The sequence below is a fragment of the Pelagibius sp. CAU 1746 genome, from assembly GCF_039839785.1.
In the GTDB taxonomy this organism is placed as follows: domain Bacteria; phylum Pseudomonadota; class Alphaproteobacteria; order Kiloniellales; family Kiloniellaceae; genus Pelagibius.
This window is the reverse complement of the sequence record NZ_JBDOQT010000002.1, coordinates 317428-338564: the sequence shown is the minus strand read 5'-3', so window position 1 is coordinate 338564 and position 21137 is coordinate 317428. Positions and strand designations below refer to the sequence as shown.

Sequence of the window (21137 nt, the reverse complement as noted above, 5' to 3'; positions counted from 1 at the left end):
GAGGGGAATGGCCAGAGCAGCCGTCAGCTCATCGGAAGCCCGGCGGCGCGCAGGGCCTCGATATCCGCTTGCAGTCCTTGCTTGTCCGCCCGGTACTGCGTGCTCGCCCAGTTGGCGATCGTGAAGCCTTTGCGAAGGGTGAGGAGCTGTTCGGCTTTGCGCGCTGCTTCTTCCGGCCGGCCGGACTGCTGATAGACGAGCACGAGGTCGACCAAGCCAAAGCCGGGAACCCGCGCGTGGTAGGCCTTGAAGGCGGCGATGGCTTCCTCGGTTCTCCCGGCGAGCCGATAGGCGTTGCCGAGGTGCCCCAGATAGGAGGCGGGATAGTTCGGACTCAGCGTCAATGCGCGCTCGCCATGGGTGACCGCTTCATCGGGGAATCCCGCAAAAGCAAGAATGAAGCAGCCGAAGCTCGCCGCGTCGGCCGAACCCGGCGCGAGTTGCGCCGCCCGCCGTGCTTTTGCCGCGGCCTCTTCGTGGCGCCCGGCCTGCAGCAAGGCGAGGCCCGCCGTCACATTGGCGTCTGGGTTCTCCGGGTCGAGGTCCAGTGCGCGCTCGGCATAGCTCATGGCTTTCTCATGCGCCGTTTCCCGGTCCTCCCACCAACCAAAGCGGGCGTCGGCGTAGTGCACCAGGCTGATCATCGCATTAAGCGAGGACGAGGTGGCGTCGAGCGCCAGCGCCTTGGTCCAGCAAGAGAGCGCGGCGCCCAGGCTCTCTTTTGTGACCGACTGGCGATAGTGATGGAGACCCTGGACCCAGAAACTCCAGGCCTCCACATTGCCGGTCGTGGTGTAGCGCAGCCGCGCCTGCTCGCCCTCCGTCAGCTTGACCTGCATCTCGGTCGCAAGGACCAGGGTGATTTCGTCCTGAACGGCGAAGATATCGTCGATAGCCCTGTCATAGCGCTCGGCCCAGACATGCGAACCCTCGGCATCGATGAGCTGCGCCGTGATGCGGATGCGCCCGCCGGCCCGGCGCACGCTGCCCTCGAGGACGTAGTGCACGCCGAGTTGCTTGGCCACTGTACGGATGTCGACGGCCTGACCCTTGTAGACGAAGGTCGAATTGCGCGCGATCACGCGCAGCCCTGCCAGCTTGGAAAGAGTCGTTATGATGTCCTCCACCAGTCCGTCGGCGAAGTACTCCTGCTCCGGGTCGCCGGACATGATGGCGAAGGGCAGGACCGCGATGGAGGGAAGGGTGTGCGGGCCGGCCGCTGCTTGTTCCTCCGTGGCGGTGCCGTCGCCCGTCCAACGCCAAGCCCGGACCGGCGTCTCGATGTTCTTGAGAGTGAAAGCGCCTGCGTCTTCGAAGCTGACGCCGACCTTGCCCTTGACCTGCGCATGAATCGAATCGGAAATCAGCACGCCGCCGGCCGGCGCCCGTCCCTCCAGGCGTGCCGCCACATTGACGCCGTCGCCGAAGATGTCGTCACCTTCGAAGACGATGTCACCGAGGTTCACGCCGATGCGGAATTCCAGCGGGGCTCGGCCGGGGCGCGACTGCTTGAAGGACGCCATGGCCTGTTGAACGGCAAGGGCGCAATCCACCGCTTCGACCGCGCTGGCGAACTCGACCAGCGCGCCGTCTCCCATCATCTTGACGATCCGGCCGTGGTGGATGGCGACGGCGGGATTGAAATGCTCGCTCCAGACGGTGCTCATGGCGGCGAGCGTTCCGGCTTCATCGGCCCCCATCAGCCGCGAATAGCCGGCGATGTCGGCGGCGAGGATCGCCGCGAGGCGCCGCTGCGTTCTTGGTTCACCCATCCTGCGTGTCCCGCGTCCGGGTAAGAGAAGATATGCCTGAATTCTAGGTCTGGCGCTGGGGGATGTATATCAGAGTCCCTAAGCGCTGCCGCTCTGCGGAGGCTTCAAGGTCCTGGTTGAGGCCGCCGCCACAACGCGGAGGTTGAAGATGGGCCGGAAGTTCGCATGGCCTGCCAGGCTCGACGGGGCGGCGGCGCGGACCGTATGATGGTTCGGTTAACTGAAGGAGGCCCTGCGATGAAATGCTTTATGCTCTTCACGGGGAGCGGTCCCCTGGTCATCCTGACGTCTTATGGTTCGGCCACGGATGACGAACTGCTGGAGAAGTTGCGGACCAAGGGAATCGACAAGTTCCTGGCCTACGAGATTCCCATTCCGCTGGCGCAGGAGCGCTACGGCGCTCACTTCGTCTCCGTCGAGCGCGACCTGCGCCAGGAGGACGACCTGCGCATTCTGGACTACAACGGCGAGCGGGCCTTCCGTCTGTTCCACTTCCGCGAACTGGCGAGCCCCGTCACCTACGAAGTTCAGCCCCAGGAGGCCGCGCAGCGGGCCTGACCGCCTCCTATCCGCTGCCTGGCCGCCGCCTAACCGCCGAGGATCAGCAGCAGGATCGCCGCCAGGATGAGGGCGACGCCGGCCAGCTCCAGGCGCGAGGTCTTCTCCTTGAAGAAGACCACCGAGGCGATGAAGGTGAAGACCAGTTCGATCTGGCCGACGGCGCGCACGTAGGCGGCGTTCTCCAGCGTGAAGGCGGTGAACCAGCCGACCGAGGCGAGGAAGCCGGAGATCCCGACCAGCAGCGACGGCTTCCAGTGGCGGAAGATCGCGCTCATCTGGCCGGGCTCGCGCCACAGCAGGTAGGCGCCCATGATGACCGTCTGCATGGTCAGCGCGACCGCCAGCGAAAAGGCGGCGCGCATCACCACCGCGCCGTCACCCAGGCTGAGCGAGGCGCCGCGGAAGAACACCACCGAGGCGCCCAGGCAGGCGCCGCACAGCAGGCCGATCATCGTCGTGCGCTCGAAGAGGCTGGTCGCCAGCGTCTTCCAGGTCAGGTCCTGGTGGGCCACCGACAGGGCGAGGATTCCGACCATGCCGGCGGCGATGGCGAAGACGCCGACCAGGCTGATGGTGTCGCCCAGCAGAATGAGACCCAGGAACGCCACCTGGATCACCTCGGTCTTGGAATAGGTCGTGCCCACCGCGAAGTTGCGGAAGGAGAAGAGATAGACCAGCAGAAAGGTGAAGGCGATCTGGCTGAGCCCGCCCAGCAGGCAGTAGAGCAGGAAGAGGCCGTTCGCTTGCGGCAGCTCGAAGCCGCCGATCTGCTGCACGCCCGCCGCGTAGACCAGCGCGAAGGGCCAGGCATAGAAGAAGCGCACATAGCTCGCCCCGCCCGTCGACAGCCGCCCCTTCAGATGCTTCTGCAGGGCAGAGCGCAGGTTCTGCATGAAGGCAGCGAAGACGGTGATGGGAATCCAAAGGGAGATCACGGGGGGAAGTCCTTAGGTGAGCTTGGAGCGAACCGGAAGCCTGCCCTGCGGCGGCGGCGTAAGAGGCCGTCGAACCGCCGTCCTTCCCCGGCGGCGCCCGTCACACAGCGCCTGAGACATAGAACCCTTCCCCTGATCGGCAAACCCGCAAAGGCGGTTCGCGGCCAGACGATTTTAGGGGCGGGGGAGGGGGAAGGCCAGGGGCGCGTTGGGCCGTGCCGGCGGCGCCCCTAGCCCCGGGGTTCGAAGTCTTCCTGTACGGCCAGGACGGTCTGCGGCAGGCCGTTTGGCCGGAAGAAGACCTGCGCCGAGAGCACGACGTCGACTTTGCCGGCGTCGCTGCTCAGCGGCAGCATGAGGCGTTTCGTCTGCAGTGCGCGGCCGCGGTAGGCGCTGACGGAATAGATCGGGCGCCTGCCGTCGACGACGCGGTTGTAGAGGTCCTCGATGTAGGTGAGGTAGCGGCCCTGCATCAGGGCATCGATGTAGCGTCCGCGCATGGGGCTGCCGAAGCTCTCCTGCACCTCCTGTCCGCAGAGGCGGTAGCGGTAGCGCCGGCCCCCGGCGGTCTCTTCCACCTGGGTGACGAGCAGGATGGGGAGCAGCTTCGGGATGTCGATGGGGTCGACCTCGGCGTAGGACGGCGCGAAGCGCCCGCGGCGCAGACCGTTCCAATAGCGATAGACCGCGCTCAGCCGCGGATCGTCGATCCGCTCGAGAAAGCGTACGGCCGCCGCGGCCCCTGAAGAGGGCTGGTCGAGTTCGGAAGTGGTCACGAAGCGTCCTGGGTCGGGTTGCGCGGCGCTTGAGGGAGCTGCCTCTCGTGGCGACTCTGCCCAATCTAGTCGTTTCGGCGTTAAGGAAGGGTGATTGCGGGCGCTCTGTGCGGCGGGGGCCTGGCCGCCGCGTCCCGCCAACCTTGACTCTTCGGCTAGGATTTATTAGAACAAAAAGAGAACAAAGACGATGATAATCCCTGGGTTGAAGGGCGGGCGATGTCGCTGCTTCTGCGCGCGCGAGAGCAAGGAAAAGGCCGGGTTTCCGGGGCCGCCGGGGGCGGGCTCGGGGACCTGCGCGGCGGCGCGGCGGGCTTTTCCGAGTCCCCTGCTGGGGTCTCCGTAGAACAGGACGGGAAGGTTCTCGGCCTCGCCGCCCTGCGCGATCAGGTGCGGCGGATCGAGCAGGGGGCTCATGCAACCTCGCTCGCCGGACGCCAGCGCTCCGTCGCGCCGCTGGGCCTGGAAGCCCTCGACGCGGCGCTGCCCGGCGGCGGGCTGCCGCTCGGCGCGCTGCACGAGATCGAGGGCGAGCGCGCGGAGTGGGACGACGGCGTCACCCTCGGCTTCTGCCTGGCGCTGCTGGCGCGCCTGGAAAAGGCCTTTCCCGGCAGCGGCAAAATTCTCTGGGTGTCGCGCCAGGGCGATCTCTATCCGCCGGCGCTGGTGGGCCAGGGGCTCGACCCCGGGCGCTTCCTGCTGGTGAACGCCAAGTCCGATGCCGAGGTGCTCTGGGCCATGGAGGAGGGGCTGCGCTGCCGCCGCCTCGCCGCCGTGGTGGGGGAGGTCGAAGGTCTCGACCGCCTCGCCGGGCGCCGCCTGCAGCTCGCCGCCGAAGCGAGCCTGACCGCGACGGGCGGCGTTACCGCCTTTGCCCTTCACCGCCGCTTCCGCCCGCTGCGCCAGGGCCGCGCGGCCAGCGCCGCGCTCAGCCGCTGGCGCGTCACGCCGGCAGTGTCCGGGGCAGTCTCGGGGGACGAACAAGAGGCAACATTCATCGGCCGCCCGCGCTGGCGGCTCGACCTCCTGCGCTGCCGCGGGGCGGCGCCGGGGTCCTGGCATGTGGAGTGGGACGATGCGGCGTGTGGTTTCGCTCTGGCTTCCGCGCTTCGCGACCGACCGCTGGTTCCGGGCGAGGGCCCAGAACAGCCGGCAGAGCAGCCGGCCGGACGTTCGCCCGCGCGGGACGCGGAGATCGCCACCCTCCGGCACGCGGGCTGAAAAAGATCCGCCTGAGAGGGAAGAGGCCGAGGCGCAGCAGCCGCTGGCGCTGGTCAGCGACGATGCTGGGCGCCTCAGCCTCGCCGCGGTGAACCTGCCGGCGGAAGCCGCCGGCCTCGAGCCCGGCCTGCCGCTGGCCGAGGCGCGCGCCCTGCTGCCTGGCCTCATCACCGTCCCCCACGACCCGGCGGCCGACGCCCGCGCCCTCGCCGCGCTCGCCGCCTGGTGCGCGCGCTACACACCCTGGGCCGCTCCCGATTTGACGGGGCCGGACTCGACCGGGGAAGACGAGGGCCGAGGTGCGGGCGGCGGCGCCGGCGTGCTGCTCGACGTCTCCGGCTGCTGCCACCTCTTCGGTGGCGAGCATGCGCTGCTGGAGAACCTGCAGGCGCGCCTTGCCGGCTTGGGCTACACCGCCCGCGCGGCGCTGGCCGACACCATCGGCTGCGCCTGGGCCATGGCGCGCTTCGCCACCTCGGCCGGGCATCCTTGCGTGGTGGTGCTGCCCGGGCGCCAGCGCGCCGCCCTCGCGCCACTGCCGCCGGCGGCCCTGCGCCTGCCTCCGGCGACGGTGGAGCTGATGGACCGCCTCGGGCTGCGCCGCGTCGAGGATCTCTATAACCTCACGCCGTCGGTGATGACACCGCGTTTCGGCACGCTGGCGGTGCGCCGTCTGGGTCAGGCCGTGGGGACGGAGGCCGAGGCGCTGTCGCCGCGCCAGCCGCCGGCGGCTCATCTCACCCGCCGGATCTTCGCCGAGCCTTTGAGCGACCCCGAGGATATCGCCCGCGCCGTAGGGCTGCTGCTCGACCATCTCTGCCGCGAACTGGCGCGGGCCGGGCGCGGCGCGAGGCAGCTCGAGCTGACCGCCTATCGCAGCGACGGCAGCCTGCAGCGCCTCTCCCTCGGCGCCAGCCGGCCGAGCCGCGATGCCAAACACCTGCGCCGTCTCTTCACCGAGAAGCTGCCGCAGATCGACCCCGGCTTCGGCATCGAGGTCATGACCCTGGGCGCGACGCTGACCGCAACTCTGGCTGCGCAACAAGGCGAGCTGCGCCGGGTGGAGGAGCGGGCGGCGAACACGGCGGACGGCGCGCAGACCCTGCCCGAGCTGGTCGACCGCCTGGGCAGCCGCCTGGGGCTGGAGGCCGTGCGCGCCCCGCGTCTGCGCGAAAGCCACCTGCCGGAGCGCGCCTTCGCGCTGGCCTCTCCTGTAGGGGACCCGGCGGGCGGTGAACGAGCCCCAGAGAAAACTCCGGAGAAGCCCCCGAAGAAAGCGGGGGGCAAAGCAGGGGGCAAAGCGAACGACGACTGGCAGAAGACGCCGCATCCGAAGCTGCGTCCCCTGCGCCTGCTGGCGCGCCCGGAGCCGGTGGACGCGGTCTCCCTGCTGCCCGACTACCCGCCGGCGCAGTTCCGTTGGCGCCGCGTGCTGCACCAGGTGGTGCGCGCCGAGGGCCCGGAACGCCTGCTCGGCGAGTGGTGGCGGACCGAGCCGGAAGAAAGCGATGCCCCGCCACGCGACTATTTCCGCGTCGAGGACGAAGACGGCCGCCGCTACTGGCTCTACCGCGCCGCCGGCCGCTGGTTCCTGCACGGGCTGTTCGGGTGAGGGGGGAGACGGGCAGCGAGACGCGGAACCATACCCCCCACCCTAGCCCTCCCCCACAAGGGGGGAGGGGAAACCAAAAGCGGGAGGGGATGTGTAGAGGGAAAAGACTCGGTCATTCGCTGATCCCTTGAGAAACCCCCTCCCCCTTGATGGGGGAGGGTTGGGGAGGGGGTGACTCTCCGCACTTTGCAGAACCGGGTTCGAGCCATGGCATCGAAGAACGCACGGCAGCTACGCGGCAATATGACGGAGGCGGAACAGCGTCTCTGGTCGGTCTTGCGTCGGCGGCAACTCGACGGCCTGCGCTTTCGGCGCCAGGTTCCGCTCGGCCGCTTCATCGTCGATTTCGCCTGCTACGAGGCGCGCATCGTAGCCGAACTTGATGGTGGCCAGCATACCGAGTCCGAGGTGGAGGATGCGGCACGCAACCAGTGGCTCGAAGACCGGGGATTCAGAGTCCTGAGGTTCTGGAACGATGAGATCTTCGAGAATCTGGAGGGCGTGTTGGAGGTCATCCGCGCGGCAGCCGCTTCAGATCTTCATAAAAAGAGCCCCCTCCCCCTTGATGGGGGAGGGATGGGGAGGGGGTGACTCTCGGTGTTCCTGCGCAAGCTTCACCATACCCCCCACCCTAACCCTCCCCCGCAAGGGGGGAGGGGAGAGCTGTCTGGGGGGAGAGCATGACTCCCACGCCCCTCTACGTCCCCTTGGAGGTCGCCAGCAACTACTCCTTCCTGCGGTCCGGCTCGCATCCGGAGGAGATGGTGATGGCGGCGGCGGCGCTGGGGTTGCCGGCGGTGGCCATCGCCGACCGCAATTCCCTGGCCGGGGCGGTGCGCGCGCACGTGGCGGCGAAGGAGGTCGGCATTCCCCTGCTGGTCGGCGCACGCCTGGTGCCCCAGGCAGAGAAGGGAGACGGCCCCGAGATTCTCTGCTTCCCCAAGGATCGCGCCGCCTACGCGCGGCTCTGCCGCCTGCTCACCCTGGGCAAGCGCCGCGCAGAAAAGGGGGACTGTATCTTTTCTCTCGAGGAGGTGATCGACCACGGCGACGGCCAGGTCTTCGTGGTGCTGCCTGACGGAAATTTCGAAGGCGCGCTGCGCAGTCTGTCCCAGGCTTTTTCCGGCGAGATCTTCCTGGGTGCCCGCGCGCTCTACCGGGGCGACGACCGCCGGCGCCTTGCGGCCCTGGCGCGGCTGGCAGAGGAAAACGGGGTCGGCCTCGCCGCCTGCAACGATGTGAGGATGCACAGCGCCGAGCGCAAGCCGCTGCTCGATGTCGTTACCTGCATCCGCGAGCACTGCACCATCGACACGGCGGGCTACCGCCTGCTGGCCAACGCCGAGTGTTATCTGAAGGCGCCGGAGGACATGGCGCATCTCTTCCGCGGCGTCCCGCAGGCCCTGGCCAACACGCTGGAGATCGCGCGGCGCTGCAGTTTCTCCCTGGAAGAGCTGCGCCACGACTACCCGGAGGAACTGACGACCGAAGGCCGCACGCCGCAGGAAGAGCTTGAACATCTCACCTGGCAGGGCGCGGCGCGGCGTTACCCGCCCGATCGTTATCCCGGCGGTGTGCCGGAGACCGTCAAGCAGGCGGTGCGCCACGAGCTGGCGCTCATCGGCCAGCTCGACTATGCGCCCTACTTCCTGACGGTGGAGGACGTGGTGCGCTTCGCCCGTTCGCAGGACATCCTCTGCCAGGGTCGCGGCTCGGCCGCCAACTCGGCGGTCTGCTTCTGCCTGGGCATCACCGAGGTCGACCCGGCGCGCATGGACCTGCTGTTCGAGCGCTTCGTCTCCGCCGAGCGCAACGAGCCTCCGGACATCGACGTGGATTTCGAGCACGAGCGCCGCGAAGAGGTCATGCAGTACATCTACGCCAAGTACGGGCGCGAGCGCACGGCGCTGACCGCCACCGTCATCTGCTACCGCTCGCGCGGCGCGATGCGCGAGGTCGGCAAGGTCATGGGGCTCTCCGCCGACACCATCGCCGCCCTGGCCGGCGCCATCTGGGGCTGGAGCCAGGAGGGGGTGGAGGAGAACTCGGTGCGCGAGCTGGGCCTCGACCCCGGCGACCGCCGCCTCGCGCAGGCCCTGGCGCTGACCCACATGCTGATCGGCTTTCCGCGCCACCTCTCCCAGCACGTAGGCGGCTTCGTCATGACCCGGAACCCGCTTTGCGAGGTGGTGCCCATCGAGAACGCGGCCATGGAGGACCGCACGGTCATCGAGTGGGATAAGGACGACCTCGACGCTCTGGGGATTCTGAAGGTCGACATTCTGGCGCTCGGCATGCTGACCTGCCTGCGCAAGGGCTTCGCGCTGCTGCGCGGCCACTACGGCAAGGACTTCACCCTGGCCTCGGTGCCGGCGGAGGACCCGGCGGTCTATGAAATGCTGAGCCGCGCCGATTCCATCGGCGTCTTCCAGGTGGAAAGCCGCGCCCAGATGTCCATGCTGCCGCGCCTCAAGCCGAAGGTCTTCTACGACCTGGTCATCGAGGTGGCCATCGTGCGTCCGGGGCCGATCCAGGGCGACATGGTGCATCCCTACCTGCGCCGGCGCGACGGCAGGGAGCCGGTGGACTATCCCTCGGAAGACCTGCGCCGGGTCCTGCAGAAGACCCTCGGCGTGCCGCTGTTTCAGGAGCAGGCCATGCAGATCGCCATCGTCGCCGCCGGCTTCACGCCGGCCGAGGCCGACCGCCTGCGCCGCGCCATGGCCACCTTCAAGCGTCTCGGCAACATCCACGCCTTCCGCGACAAGTTCATCCGGGGCATGGCCGCGCGGGGCTACGACGAGGGATTCGCCGAGCGCTGCTTCAAGCAGATCGAGGGTTTCGGAACCTATGGCTTTCCGGAAAGCCATGCCGCCAGCTTCGCGCTGCTGGTCTACGTCTCCGCCTGGATGAAGCACCACTATCCGGCGGTCTTCGCCGCCGCCCTGCTGAACAGCCAGCCCATGGGCTTCTACGCTCCGGCACAACTCATCCGCGACGCCCGCGAGCATGGCGTCGAGATCCGCGCGCCCGACGTGAACGCCAGCGACTGGGACTGCACCCTTGAACCCGAGTCGGGCGGGATGGGTTATGCACTGCGCCTCGGCCTGCGCCAGGTGAAAGGTCTGGCCGAAGAGGATGCCCGCGCCCTGGTCGCCGCACGGGATACGGGCTATCCCGACCCGCTGTCGATCTGGCGCCGCGCCGGGCTGAGGCCGCTGGCCCTGGAGGTCCTTGCACGGGCCGACGCCTACCGTTCGCAGGGGCTGGCGCGGCGCGAGGCGCTCTGGGCGGTGAAGCGCCTGCCGGGCGAGCGCAAGAAGAGCGCCCCCCTACCGCTCTTCGCCGCCGCCGGCATCGAGGACCGCGGCGCCGAGCCGGAAGTATCCTTGCCGCGGATGGCGCTCAGCGAACACGTCGTCGACGACTACATGGCGCTGCGCCTCTCGCTGAAGGCGCACCCTCTGGCCTTTCTGCGCGACAGTCTGGCGGCGGAGGGCGTCGTCGAGGCCATGCGGCTGTCGGAGCTGAAGCCCGGCAGCACCGTGCGGGTCGCCGGGCTGGTGCTGGTGCGTCAGCGCCCCGGCAGCGCCAGCGGCGTCATCTTCGCCACCCTGGAGGACGAGACCGGCATCGCCAATGCCATCATCTGGCCCGCCGTCTTCGAGCGCTACCGCGCCACCGTCATGAAATCGAGCCTGCTGGCCGTGCGCGGCAAGCTGCAGCGCGAAGGGCTGGTGATTCACGTGGTGGCCGAGGAACTGGAGGACATGACCGAGCGCCTCGGCGACTTGAAGCCGGGCCCGGCGCTGGAAAGCGCTCAAGCCCGCGCCGACGAGGTGAAGCGCCCGGGCCGCGATCATCGCTCCAGCCCTCATTCAGGTCCGGGGCGCCGCCATCCCCGCGACGTGAACCCCATGCCCAAGTCACGGGACTTCCACTGACGAATTATCGCTATTGCCGCGGCGGCGGCTCGCCCGTGTAGAGGGTCATGATCAGCAGGATGTCGACTCGCTCGCCGTTCTCGGCCAGAGGCAGGTAGAGTCGTTCCGCCTCGATGTGCCTGCGGCCCGGATTGGAAAGTACGCCGCTCCGGCGGTAGGCCGGCTCGCCCGACCGGGCGCAGGCGCAGTGGACGCGGTAAGCTTCCGTCGCTTTGTAATCGGGGTAGACCTCGGCAAGGCAAAGGCCGGTGGCGTCGCGTCCGGTGAATCTCACGATCTCCGTGCCCACGAGGCGGAAACGGAAGCACAGGGGATCCTGCTTGACGTCCAGCATCCAGATGTTGGGCAGCAGGCGGGGAATGTCCATGGGGTCGAGATGCTGCCGCCCCGGAAGCCCTGCTTCGGGGTGAATCGCTAGCCAGTAGTCGAACAACTCCCTGATCTTCGGGTCGGAGTTCGGCGGCAAAGTGAACGAACCGGATCTTTCCATGCGGCACCGCTGTAGCAGCCTATGGATTAATTTTGCATGTCGGCCGTGGCGAGTCTTTGGTGAACCGGCGATAATTGGACCCTAGGTAGTATTTCGGCGGGAGCTGTTACCGGTGGTGTTGGAAAGTTTTGCGATCTGAACGCTGTCCAGGCCGGTCGGCGGCAAATCCGCTAGGGAGAGAACGATGCGAGGAAGAAGACTCCGGCAGGGAAAAGCCAAGCAGGACGATCCATGACGGGACCGCCGCCGGCCAAACGACGCGGTCTCCTCGCCGGCTATCTCGGCGCCCATTGGCAGGGGCGCCAGTCTCTGGCTTGGTCCTTCTGGGTCAATCTGGTGCTGCTGCGCGCGGCGATCCTGCTGCTCGACCGCTTTACCCGGCCGCCCTTCCTGGAGGATCAAGCGGTGGTGGCCGCCGTCACCGTCGCCTTCTTCCTGGTCTTCCACGTCGCGGTCTTTGCCTGGCAGGTCGTCGGCGTGGTGCGCGCCTGCGATGCTTATCAGAGCGACTTCGGCGTCAGCGGCCTGACCCTCATTGCCTATGTCGGCATCGCCGGGGCGGTGGCGGTGACGCTGACCAGCACCGTCGGCGCTTTCCTGCTGCTGTTCCGGGAACCGGAAGGCGAGCCGGAGTACCTGGCCTGGGAACGCGACCGCGCCGCCCGCTATCACCTGGCGCCGGATCCGCAGGATCCCACTCTGCTGCGCTTCACCGGCACCTTCGAATTGGGCGTGACCAAGAAATTGACGGCGCTGTTGCAGGCGCGGCCGGATATCCGCGGCATCGTCCTCGACAGTCCCGGCGGCCATGTCTACGAAGGCCGCGGCGTCGCCAAGTTGATCCTGCGCTATGGCCTCGACACCTTCGTATTCCGTCTGTGCAGTTCGGCCTGTACCACCGCTTTCATCGCCGGCAAGGTTCGCGTGCTGGGCCCCGAGGGCCGGCTTGGTTTCCATCAGCACTGGATGGACGCCGACTACCCGGTCTATCTGGTCGATGAGGAAGCGGAGATGCAGAAGGATCTCGCCTTCTACGAGGCCCAGGGCATCTCCGAAGGCTTCCGTGAGCAGGTCTTCGTGACGCCGCATGACGGCTTGTGGTTTCCCAGCGTCGAGGAGATGCGCGCCGCGGGCGTCGTCGACCGCATTTCCGAAACGCCGGAGTAGGGAGCGCTCATGCTTCGAGACGGACCTACGGTCCTCCTCAGCATGAGGTTGGAGGAGAGCCTCACCCTGAGGAGGGCTGAAAGCCCGTCTCTAAGGGCGAGGTGGGAAGCGCGCTACCCGGCCTTGGCCTTCAGGCCGTGCTTGGCCAGCGAGCGTCCCAGGTCCCAGACCGCGCCGCCGATCTGGTGGCAGTCGCCGATCACCCGATCGAAAGCAGAGACGATCCACTGCCGGTCGGCTTCGTCGATGGTCAGCGAGGGCAGTAGCTTGATGATGTAGCTGTCGTCGCCGGAAACCTGGCAGAGGATCTGGTGGTCGCGCAGCAGCGGGATCAATACCATCTGGCAGAAGAGGCCGCGCTTGGCGGTATCGAGCAGGTGCCAGGCCGCCTTCAGTTTCAGGCTTTTGGGGGCGCCGAACTCCAGGCCGATCATCATGCCCTTGCCGCGCACCTCCTTCAGCAGGTCGTGCCGGGCGACCAGGGCCTGCAGGTCGGCCATGAGGGCGCTGCCCAGGCTGTCCGCCTTGTCGATCAGCTTCTCCTCCTCCAGCACTTCCAGGGTGGCGATGCCGGCGGCCATGGCCATGTCGTTCTTGCCGAAGGTGGAGCCGTGTACCAGGGCGCGGTCCATGCGGTCGAACAGCTTGGCGAAGATCCAGTGCTTCATGGCCACGGCGCCCACGGGCACGAAGCCGCCGGACAGGGCCTTGGCCAGCAGCACCATGTCGGGTTCGACGCCATAGTGCTCGCAGGCGAGGAAGCGCCCGGTGCGGCCGAGACCGGTCTGGATCTCGTCGGCCACGAAGAGGGCGCCGTGCTTGCGGCAGAGCCGTGCCGCCTCGGCCAGATAGTCCTGGTCCGGCATGTAGACGCCCTTGCCCTGGATCGGCTCGACAATGAAGGCGGCGACCCCGCCTTCCTTGGCGCCGGCCTTCAGGGCCGCTTCCAGGGCCGTCAGGTCGTTGAACGGGATCTTCACGCATTCCGGCAGCAGCGGGCCGAAGCCTTTGCGGAAGACCTCGGTTCCGTTCAGCGACAGGGCGCCGTAGGTCAGGCCGTGGAAGGCTTGGTCGCAGTAAAGGATACGCGGCCTGCCGGTGGCCATGCGGGCGAACTTGATGGCCGCCTCCACCGCCTCGGCGCCGGAGTTGCAGAAGAAGATGCGTTCCATGCCCGGCAGGTGGTTCAGCAGTTTTTCCGCCAGGATGCCGGCCAGCAGCGAGACGTCGAGCTGCACCAGGCCGGGCAATTGCGCGTCCAGCACCTGGCGCAGCGCCGCGGCCACCGAAGGGTGATTGCGGCCCAGGGCGAAAACCCCGAAGCCGCTCAGCAGGTCGAGGTAACGCCGTCCCGCCACGTCATAGAGGTGCGGCCCTTCGCCGCGCGCGAAGTTGACGTCGTAGCCGAGGGTCTTCAGTACGCGCACCAGTTGGGTGTTCAGATGCTTTTCGTTCAGGGCGTACTTCTCACCCTGGCGCTCGGCCAGAATCGAAGAAAGGTCGAAAGTCATAAACGGCGCATCTCGTCAGAGAACTGCGGGCGCGATGGGGATTTCCCGGCGCCCGGCGAATTTACCACTGAAGGCGGCTCCTCTCGTGCCGCGCAGCCCAGAATGCCACGGGACGCTTACGCCGAAAAGCACAGTCGCGTTCGCGCGCGGTGCTTTTTGGAGCCTCCGGGATCAAGTTTGCGGCGAGGTAACGCGGAGCAGGCCCCGCCGCGGCTTTCAGTCTTTCCTGCGGGCGCCGCGATTGACGAAGAAGATGCCGGCGGCGACCAGGGCGCCCGCCGCAGCGATCCTGGGCGACAGCGGCTCGGCCAGCAGCGCCGTGGCCAGGCCCAGGCCAACCAGGGCGCCGACCGAACCGATCTGGCTCAGGTAGACCGGACCGGCGAGCTTCTGCAGCACGAAATAGAGCACGAAGAGCAGGGCGAAGATCGCCGTCTGACCCAGCAGGAAAGCGCTGGCGGCGGTGTTCCAGGTCTCCGGCGCCAGGGGCATCCCCGCCGTCAGCAGGCCGAGCAGCAGGCTGGCGCCGGCGGTGGTGAGCATCCCCGGCGACAATTCCAGTGCCGTCGCCCCGGGCGGCCAGTAAAGGCTGCGGTAAAGGTTGCCGACGGCGATGAAGACCGGAGCGGCCAAGGCCGCCATCATCCAAGGGGAGGGCATCCAGGGAGAGGTGGTGGAGCCGGCCGCGCCGCTGCCCGCCGCGATGACCAAGCCGCCGGCCAGGCCCAGCAGCACGCCGGCCAGGCGCTGGCCCTGCAGCCGCTCCAGGCGGAAGCAGAGGGCGAGGCCGTAGGTGAAGATCAGCGGAAAGGCGAAGCAGAGCGCCACGATGCCGGCGCCGACGTGGGGCGCCGCGGCGAAGGCCAGGGCGTTGGGCAGGGCTTGCAGCAGGCCGGATCCGAGGTAGTAGCGCAGGTAAGGGGCGCCGGTCCGCGGCCGCGCGCCGGCGGCCAGGGTGAAGCAGAACTGCAGCAGCCCGCCGCCCAGCAGCGCCCAGGCCAGCAGTGCGACCGGCGGCCAGCCCGACAATGCCGCTGCCTTGGCGATCACGGCGGTGACGCCCAGCATGGCGCCGACGGTGATCAGCAGCAGCAGGGGCAGGAAGCGGCTCTTCGGCAGAGCGGCGGCGGAGAGGGTCATAATGGGCTCCATGACGGGCCTGCCGGAACCTCCGTGTCCTGGCAGGGGATCACGCGGGGCTTGCCCCGGGGGCGGCGGGACGGCAGGCTGAAGTTGGCTCGATGGAAACTATCTTGCTATCAAGTATCTTGATGTCAAGATAAATAGGAGAAAAGATGGACTGGGTAGACAAGATCGTGGCGCAGTGGGAACGGGAGCGCCCAGATCTGGATCTCTTGCCCATGGAGGTGATTGGCCGCCTGAGCGGCGCGGCGGCGCTGATCTCCCGCGACCGCCTGGCGCCCTTCTTCGCCGCCCACGGCCTGCAGATGGGGGAATTCGACGTCATCGCCACGCTGCGCCGCGCCGGCAAGCCCCATCGCCTGACGCCGACGGCGCTCTATGAAAGCCTGATGGTCTCCTCGGGCGGCATGACGGCGCGGCTCGACCGGCTGGAGAAAGCCGGCCTGGTGGAGCGTCGCCCCAATCCCGAGGACCGCCGCGGCACCCTGGTTGGCCTGACCAAGAAGGGCCTGGCCCTGGTCGAGAAGCTGGTGGGCGAGCATGTGGAGAACGAGCGCCGCTTGCTCGCCGGCCTGACCCGGGGTGAGCAGAGAGACTTGAACCGCCTGCTGACGAAACTGCTGGGGAGCCTCGACGCGGGGAAAGAGGCGGGCGGTTAGAGCCGGTCCGCGCGGCGCCGCCGCGTCAGGCCGACTTTGCGGAAATGGTCTGTCCGGGAGTGGGAAGCAGGCGCCTGGCCGGCAGCCGCACGGTGACTTCGGTGCCTTCGCCGAGGACCGTGTGGATCTCCAGGCGGCCGCCATGAAGTTCGGTCAGGGCCTTGGTTACGTTGAGGCCCAGCCCGGTGCCCTCGGCCGCGCGGGTCAGCGCCGAATCGACCTGTCCGAAGGCCTGCAGCGCCCGCGCCAATTGTTCTTCGCTCATGCCGATCCCGTTGTCGGCCACGCTGATGGCTATTCCGGCGCTGTCCGCGGCGGTCCGCAGTTCGATGCGGCCGCCGTTGCCGGTGAACTTGATGGCGTTGGACAAGAGGTTGATGACGATCTGTTTCAGCGCCCGCGCGTCGGCGTGCAGAATGATGGCGTCGCCCAGATAGGCAAGCTGCAGCCCCTTGGTCGCCGCGCGCTCGCGCAGCAGGGCGACGCAGCGGCCCAGCAGCGCGTCGAGGTCGACGTCTTCCTCGTGCAGCTCGTAGCGCCCCGCCTCGACCTTCGTCAGGTCGAGGATATCGTTGATGATCGACAGCAGATGGCTGCCGCTCTCGTGGATATCCTCGGCGTACTCGCGGTAGCGGTCGGTGGCCTCGCGCCCGAAGGCCTGGGTCGCGATGGTCTCGGAGAAGCCCAGGATGGCGTTCAGCGGCGTGCGCAGTTCGTGACTCACCAGGGCGAGAAACTCCGACTTGGCCCGGCTCGCCGCCACCGCATTGCGCCGCAGCTCGATTTCGGTGCGGGTCTGCTGCAGGGCATGGTCGCGTGCCGCGGACAGCTCGATCGCCTGCCGGTGCAGGGCGGTATGGCTCGCCGCCAGTTCCTTGAGCGTGCGCGCGATGCGGCGCACCACGATCGCCAGCAGGAACAGGCCGAGCATGCCGGCCAGCGCGCCGGGCAGCAGCAGCGGGCGCAGCATGGTGAAGCCGGGCTGCTTCGGGGTCCAGACCAGGTAGCTCAGAAGGGCGCCGTCATAGCCGGTCAGCGGCAGGCTGGCGCAGCCCTCCGGCACCACGTCGGCCAGGTGAAGATCCGGAAGCAGGAAGCCGTGCTCCAGGTTCGCCAGCAGATCCTGGTCGAAGAGGCGGAAGAAGATCAGGACGCTGGCGGCCCCGCCGGCGTCATGCGCCGGGGCGCCGTCTTCATAGATGATGGGCGCCGCGGCAGCGATGGCGAGGCTGCCGTCGAAGCGCACCTTGCCGGCCAGCGCGATTCCCAGCTCTCCCGGATCGGCCTCGCGCGCGGCCCCGGCCAGGGGTTGCAGGCCGTCGGTGATGCGGGTGAGGATTTCGTCGCCCAGGCGTTCGCCCTCGATCATGCCGTAGATCACCCTGCCGCCGCCGTCCAGCACCAGGGTGCCGCTCATCTGCAGCCCTTCATGCGCCCAGGTGCCGATGTTGTTGTCGGCCCAGGTCTCGTCGAACGACCGCACGACGTTCTCGACCGCCGTGTCCCAGGTGGCGTAGTCGCGGGCGGCGCTCTGCAGTTCGCTGACCTCGTTGCCCAGGGCGTTCTTTGCGAGGTGCCGCGAGGACTCCAGCGCCATCTTGTTCTGTTCGTGGGCGGCGAAGAGCAGCAGCACAGCGATGATGGCGACCAGCCCGGCGGTGAGAACGCCCAGCGGCCACAACAGGCCGCGCAGAGTTGGGCGTGGCGGCTCGCCGGTTTCGGCTGCGATGCCTTCGCGCGCCGCCGTCGTCTGGCCGCCGGGTCCCGGCGTTGCGGTGGGGGTGTAACTGATGGGCATGGGTCCGGGGTCTTGTTCTTGCCAACAAACGAAATGATACAGGGACCGGTTTTGCGGCGTCTTTCGGGTCACGGCGCTGTCCGGCGTCACGCCCATCGGCGTTTGCGAACCTGACATATCAGGCGTTAAGTCCCGGTGAACCCGGCATGATTCCAGCGTGCTTACGTACTGGGAGTAGGCAAGCAGACGTCGTTTGACAACTCTTCCGAGCGGCACCTATCCAAAAGAACGTGCAAGAGAACGGAAAGCGCGAAGAGGGTGCCATGCCGACCGCGAAAAGCGCGAAGCCGCGGACGGAAGAGGTGCGGCTGGACCTGCCTAGCCGGCGGCGCCGGAGACGACTTCGCCGGCCGCGTTGTCCAGCACGATAGGCGCCTCGAACCAGGTGATGGTGGGTCTGCCACCGTAGCGTTCGGAGACCGTCTCGCGCCACACGTCGGTGTAGAGCGCCTCGGCCGCCGCCCGGCTCTCCCACAGATAGGCACCGCCGGCCGTGCCGGCCGCCTCGTCGTAGAGGTAGTACTTGCGGATCAGCCCCGGGTGGCCGCGCAACTGCTCCACGCTGGTAGTGAAGGCGGCCATGACATCCTCGCGCGACATCGCGTCGGGCAGCTCGAACTGAACGATGGCGGTGGTTCCTGTTGTGTCTGAGTCTTTGGAAGCAGATTACAGGCATTGATCGGAGAAGGCTCCATCGCCGGTCATGCCTAGTTCTTAGTCGAACGCGCGGCCGCGTTTTACCGCCTCCTGTGCAACCTGCGGGGGCAAGTCGGTAATCCAATCGACCTTTGCTATCGATAGTAGAAGTTGGCAAAATTGCCCCAAGGTTTTGTGGTATTGAGGGGTGGCATGACAAAGAGGCCAACGCATCCAAACATTGTATTTCGTCGAACCTGGAAAATTGGCGCACCCGACGCTGAGTCTGACGAACGCTTTCTGAGCACCTGTTTCGTTGATACTGGTGCTCTGGAGGAATTGCGAGATTGTCAGGAACCAAGACGGATAGTGGTGGGACGGACAGGTATTGGAAAAACCGCACTTCTAAAACAGCTCCAGAAATCTGAGGAAAATGTAATTGAGCTTCAGCCAGAGGTACTTTCGTTAAATCATTTATCGAACTCGAATATTATTAAATTCCTAGAAGAAATAGATGTTCATCTAGATTTATTTTATAAAGTGCTTTGGGATCACGTTTTGGCTGTCGAATTAATCCGTCGTAAGTTCGACATTCGTAGCGAGCCTACGATGAATAACTTTTTCGACAACATCTTACCCAATTTCTCGAAGAAGAGTATGGCCCGCGAAAAAGCTATCGCCTATTTGAGAGAGTGGGGAGACAAGTTTTGGACCGAGACAGAATATAGAGTGAAAGAATTTACGACAAAATTGGAGAACGATGTTAAGGCGGCTGTTGGGGGGCAACTATCTGGAGTCAGCTTCGGTGTTGATGCAGCTAAAAGCCTCACTAGTGAGCAAAAAGGCGAAATTGTTAGAAGGGCTCAGGAAGTAGTCCAAAAGATTCAAATAAAGGACCTGCACTCGGTTATATCGCTTTTAGCGGATTCAGTTTTTACAGACCCTCAGCAGCGGTACTACATAGTAATCGATCGATTGGATGAGGATTGGGTGGATGATTCAATTCGATACAAGCTCATCAAGGCGTTAATTGAAGCGGTTCGAAATTTTCAGAGTATTCGCCACGTTAAGGTGGTTGTGGCAATTCGCACTGATCTTCTTCAGAGGGTTTTGCGCAAGACAATGTCTTCTGGATTCCAGGACGAAAAGTACGAAGCTCTATACCTGAAACTGCGATGGACGGAACAGGAGCTGGAGCAGGTCCTGGATCGCAGAATCAACGAAATCTTCAAATCGAAATATACTAGCGGAGGTATTTGTTTTCGAGACATCATGCCGAAGAACCAGATGGAGAAGACAGATTCTCTCGGGTACATTTTTAAGAGGACCTCGCGTCGACCGCGCGAAGTCATCATGTACATAAACGAATGTATAGAAAAAGCCGAAGGCAGATCTCGATTCACTGCCGACATTATCCGCAGTGCTGAAGTGACCTACTCACAAAAGCGCGTCACTTCCCTCGAACAGGAGTGGGGATCTGACTACCCAAGCCTACGAAACTACATCAGGGTGCTTAAGGGTAAAGCGTCACATTTTTCGTATAACGCCATTTCTGAGGAGGAAATCCTCAACTCGATAGCGCAGTCTCTTCAGCAAGGTGACATGTTCGAGGACGATTTATGTGTCCTTGGTAGGAAGTACATAAGTAGCACGGTCGCAGGTGACGAGGTCAAAGATTGCTGGTTTACCATCATGTATCGAATTGGCGTGGTGGGAATAAAGCCGATGCCAAACATTATTGTTCAATGGTCGTTCATTGATGATGCAGAAATTCCAGATGGGTATGAGTTGCAGGGAATGGAGTTCTATGTGCATCCCGCATATTGGATCGGTCTCGGTATATCCCTAAAGTAAAATTCTGACTGCCAAGTACCTTCACGCACTATGATGCATCGAGTGCGGACTTCTGCTGCTGCTTTCAACCAAAGCTGATAGCTATATCGAGATCGAAAGGCAGACGCGATCCCCTTCACAAAATCTGGCTCAAAAACTCCTTCGTCCGCGGGTCCTTGGCTTCGGTGAAGAAGGTCGCGGGCGGGCCGTGCTCGACGATGACCCCGCGGTCGGTGAAGTAGATGTGGCCGGCGACCTCGCGGGCGAAGCCCATCTCGTGGGTGACCAGGATACAGGTCATGCCTTCCTCGGCGAGTTGGCGGATGGTGACCAGCACCTCCTTCACCGTCTCGGGGTCCAGGGCCGCGGTCACCTCGTCGAACAGCATCACGTCGGGGCGCATGGCCAGCGAGCGGGCGATGGCGACGCGCTGCTGCTGGCCGCCGGAGAGCTCGCCGGGATAAGAGTCCTCTTTGCCTTCCAGGCGCACCTTCTTGATGAGCGCGCGGGCGCGCGCCTCGACTTCGCGCCTGTCCTCCTTCAGCACCTTGATCGGCGCCATCATCACGTTCTCCAGCGCCGTCTTGTGCGGGAAGAGATTGTACTGCTGGAACACCATGCCGACCTTGCGGCGCAGCGCCAGCTTGTCGAGCTTGGGGTCGTTGACCTCCTGGCCCTCGACCTTGATGGAGCCTTGGTCCATGGGCGTCAGCGCGTTGATGCAGCGGATGAAGGTCGACTTGCCGGAGCCCGAGGGCCCGATGACGCAGACCACGTCGCCCTTCATCAGGTCCATGGAGATGCCCTTCAGCACCTCCAGTTGGCCGAAGGACTTGTGCACGTCGCGGCATTGGATGATCGGCTGATCGGCGGTCCAGGTCGTGGCGGCGGTGGTCATGACGGTTCTCTTGTGCATTGACAGGCGACAGTGGGAGAGGTCGAGCGCCAAGACGCTCCCCCTCCCCCTTGATGGGGGAGGGATGGGGTGGGGGTGATCCCTCCGCGCCAGAAAGAATCGATCGGCTGCGCCGACACCCCCCTCCTCGATCCTCCCCCACAAGGGGGGAGGACGCTATATG

General features: G+C 65.8%; 17 protein-coding genes. 8 read left to right on the top strand and 9 right to left on the bottom strand.

The window, feature by feature from the left end; translation table 11 throughout:
* Positions 1-23: 23 nt before the first annotated feature.
* On the bottom strand, positions 24-1772 hold the full coding sequence (locus AAFN88_RS18365; RefSeq protein ID WP_347522033.1) for an adenylate/guanylate cyclase domain-containing protein: 1749 nt from the start codon (positions 1770-1772) through the stop codon (positions 24-26).
* 237 nt (positions 1773-2009) lie between these two features.
* Between AAFN88_RS18365 and AAFN88_RS18360 the strand changes: the two genes are divergently transcribed.
* Positions 2010-2330: a hypothetical protein gene (locus tag AAFN88_RS18360; RefSeq protein ID WP_347522032.1), complete on the top strand. Its 321-nt coding sequence runs from the start codon at positions 2010-2012 to the stop codon at positions 2328-2330.
* Between the two features lie 29 nt (positions 2331-2359).
* Here AAFN88_RS18360 and AAFN88_RS18355 read toward each other — a convergent pair whose 3' ends face one another.
* On the bottom strand, positions 2360-3268 hold the full coding sequence (locus tag AAFN88_RS18355) for an EamA family transporter (RefSeq protein WP_347522031.1): 909 nt from the start codon (positions 3266-3268) through the stop codon (positions 2360-2362).
* Positions 3269-3498: 230 nt separating this feature from the next.
* Positions 3499-4044, bottom strand: a complete 546-nt coding sequence (locus AAFN88_RS18350; RefSeq protein ID WP_347522030.1) for a PAS domain-containing protein — start codon at positions 4042-4044, stop codon at positions 3499-3501.
* A gap of 219 nt (positions 4045-4263) precedes the next feature.
* On the opposite strand from AAFN88_RS18350, the gene AAFN88_RS18345 reads away from it, so the two are divergent.
* From AAFN88_RS18345 to AAFN88_RS18330, 4 genes are all read left to right on the top strand, one after another.
* Positions 4264-5265, top strand: a complete 1002-nt coding sequence (locus tag AAFN88_RS18345) for a hypothetical protein (protein ID WP_347522029.1) — start codon at positions 4264-4266, stop codon at positions 5263-5265.
* A gap of 43 nt (positions 5266-5308) precedes the next feature.
* Positions 5309-6877, top strand: a complete 1569-nt coding sequence (locus tag AAFN88_RS18340; RefSeq protein ID WP_347522776.1) for a DNA polymerase Y family protein — start codon at positions 5309-5311, stop codon at positions 6875-6877.
* A 207-nt stretch (positions 6878-7084) separates the two neighbouring features.
* A complete protein-coding gene (locus AAFN88_RS18335; protein ID WP_347522028.1) occupies positions 7085-7468 on the top strand; it encodes a DUF559 domain-containing protein in 384 nt (127 codons plus the stop codon).
* Between the two features lie 89 nt (positions 7469-7557).
* The gene (locus tag AAFN88_RS18330) at positions 7558-10821 is read left to right on the top strand and encodes an error-prone DNA polymerase (RefSeq protein ID WP_347522027.1); all 3264 of its coding nucleotides are present in this window, start codon (positions 7558-7560) and stop codon (positions 10819-10821) included.
* Positions 10822-10831: 10 nt separating this feature from the next.
* Here AAFN88_RS18330 and AAFN88_RS18325 read toward each other — a convergent pair whose 3' ends face one another.
* Positions 10832-11311, bottom strand: a complete 480-nt coding sequence (locus AAFN88_RS18325) for a PAS domain-containing protein (protein WP_347522026.1) — start codon at positions 11309-11311, stop codon at positions 10832-10834.
* Between the two features lie 231 nt (positions 11312-11542).
* Here AAFN88_RS18325 and AAFN88_RS18320 point away from each other — a divergent pair, with 231 nt between their 5' ends.
* On the top strand, positions 11543-12478 hold the full coding sequence (locus tag AAFN88_RS18320) for a hypothetical protein (RefSeq protein ID WP_347522025.1): 936 nt from the start codon (positions 11543-11545) through the stop codon (positions 12476-12478).
* A 113-nt stretch (positions 12479-12591) separates the two neighbouring features.
* Here the strand turns inward: AAFN88_RS18320 and AAFN88_RS18315 are convergent, their stop codons facing one another.
* Complete coding sequence (locus AAFN88_RS18315) at positions 12592-13989, bottom strand: aspartate aminotransferase family protein (protein ID WP_347522024.1); 1398 nt, start codon at positions 13987-13989, stop codon at positions 12592-12594.
* Positions 13990-14205: 216 nt separating this feature from the next.
* A complete protein-coding gene (locus tag AAFN88_RS18310; protein WP_347522023.1) occupies positions 14206-15141 on the bottom strand; it encodes a DMT family transporter in 936 nt (311 codons plus the stop codon).
* A 143-nt stretch (positions 15142-15284) separates the two neighbouring features.
* Here AAFN88_RS18310 and AAFN88_RS18305 point away from each other — a divergent pair, with 143 nt between their 5' ends.
* Positions 15285-15791 carry a MarR family transcriptional regulator gene (locus AAFN88_RS18305; RefSeq protein ID WP_347522021.1) on the top strand — a complete coding sequence of 169 codons (507 nt, stop codon included), beginning with the start codon at positions 15285-15287 and terminating at the stop codon, positions 15789-15791.
* Positions 15792-15816: 25 nt separating this feature from the next.
* Here AAFN88_RS18305 and AAFN88_RS18300 read toward each other — a convergent pair whose 3' ends face one another.
* Positions 15817-17589 carry an ATP-binding protein gene (locus tag AAFN88_RS18300; RefSeq protein ID WP_347522020.1) on the bottom strand — a complete coding sequence of 591 codons (1773 nt, stop codon included), beginning with the start codon at positions 17587-17589 and terminating at the stop codon, positions 15817-15819.
* A gap of 318 nt (positions 17590-17907) precedes the next feature.
* Positions 17908-18201 carry a YdhR family protein gene (locus tag AAFN88_RS18295; protein ID WP_347522775.1) on the bottom strand — a complete coding sequence of 98 codons (294 nt, stop codon included), beginning with the start codon at positions 18199-18201 and terminating at the stop codon, positions 17908-17910.
* Between the two features lie 195 nt (positions 18202-18396).
* Between AAFN88_RS18295 and AAFN88_RS18290 the strand changes: the two genes are divergently transcribed.
* Positions 18397-20079: a hypothetical protein gene (locus AAFN88_RS18290; RefSeq protein ID WP_347522019.1), complete on the top strand. Its 1683-nt coding sequence runs from the start codon at positions 18397-18399 to the stop codon at positions 20077-20079.
* A 115-nt stretch (positions 20080-20194) separates the two neighbouring features.
* Here the strand turns inward: AAFN88_RS18290 and AAFN88_RS18285 are convergent, their stop codons facing one another.
* Positions 20195-20956, bottom strand: a complete 762-nt coding sequence (locus tag AAFN88_RS18285) for an amino acid ABC transporter ATP-binding protein (protein ID WP_347522018.1) — start codon at positions 20954-20956, stop codon at positions 20195-20197.
* Positions 20957-21137: the final 181 nt, after the last annotated feature.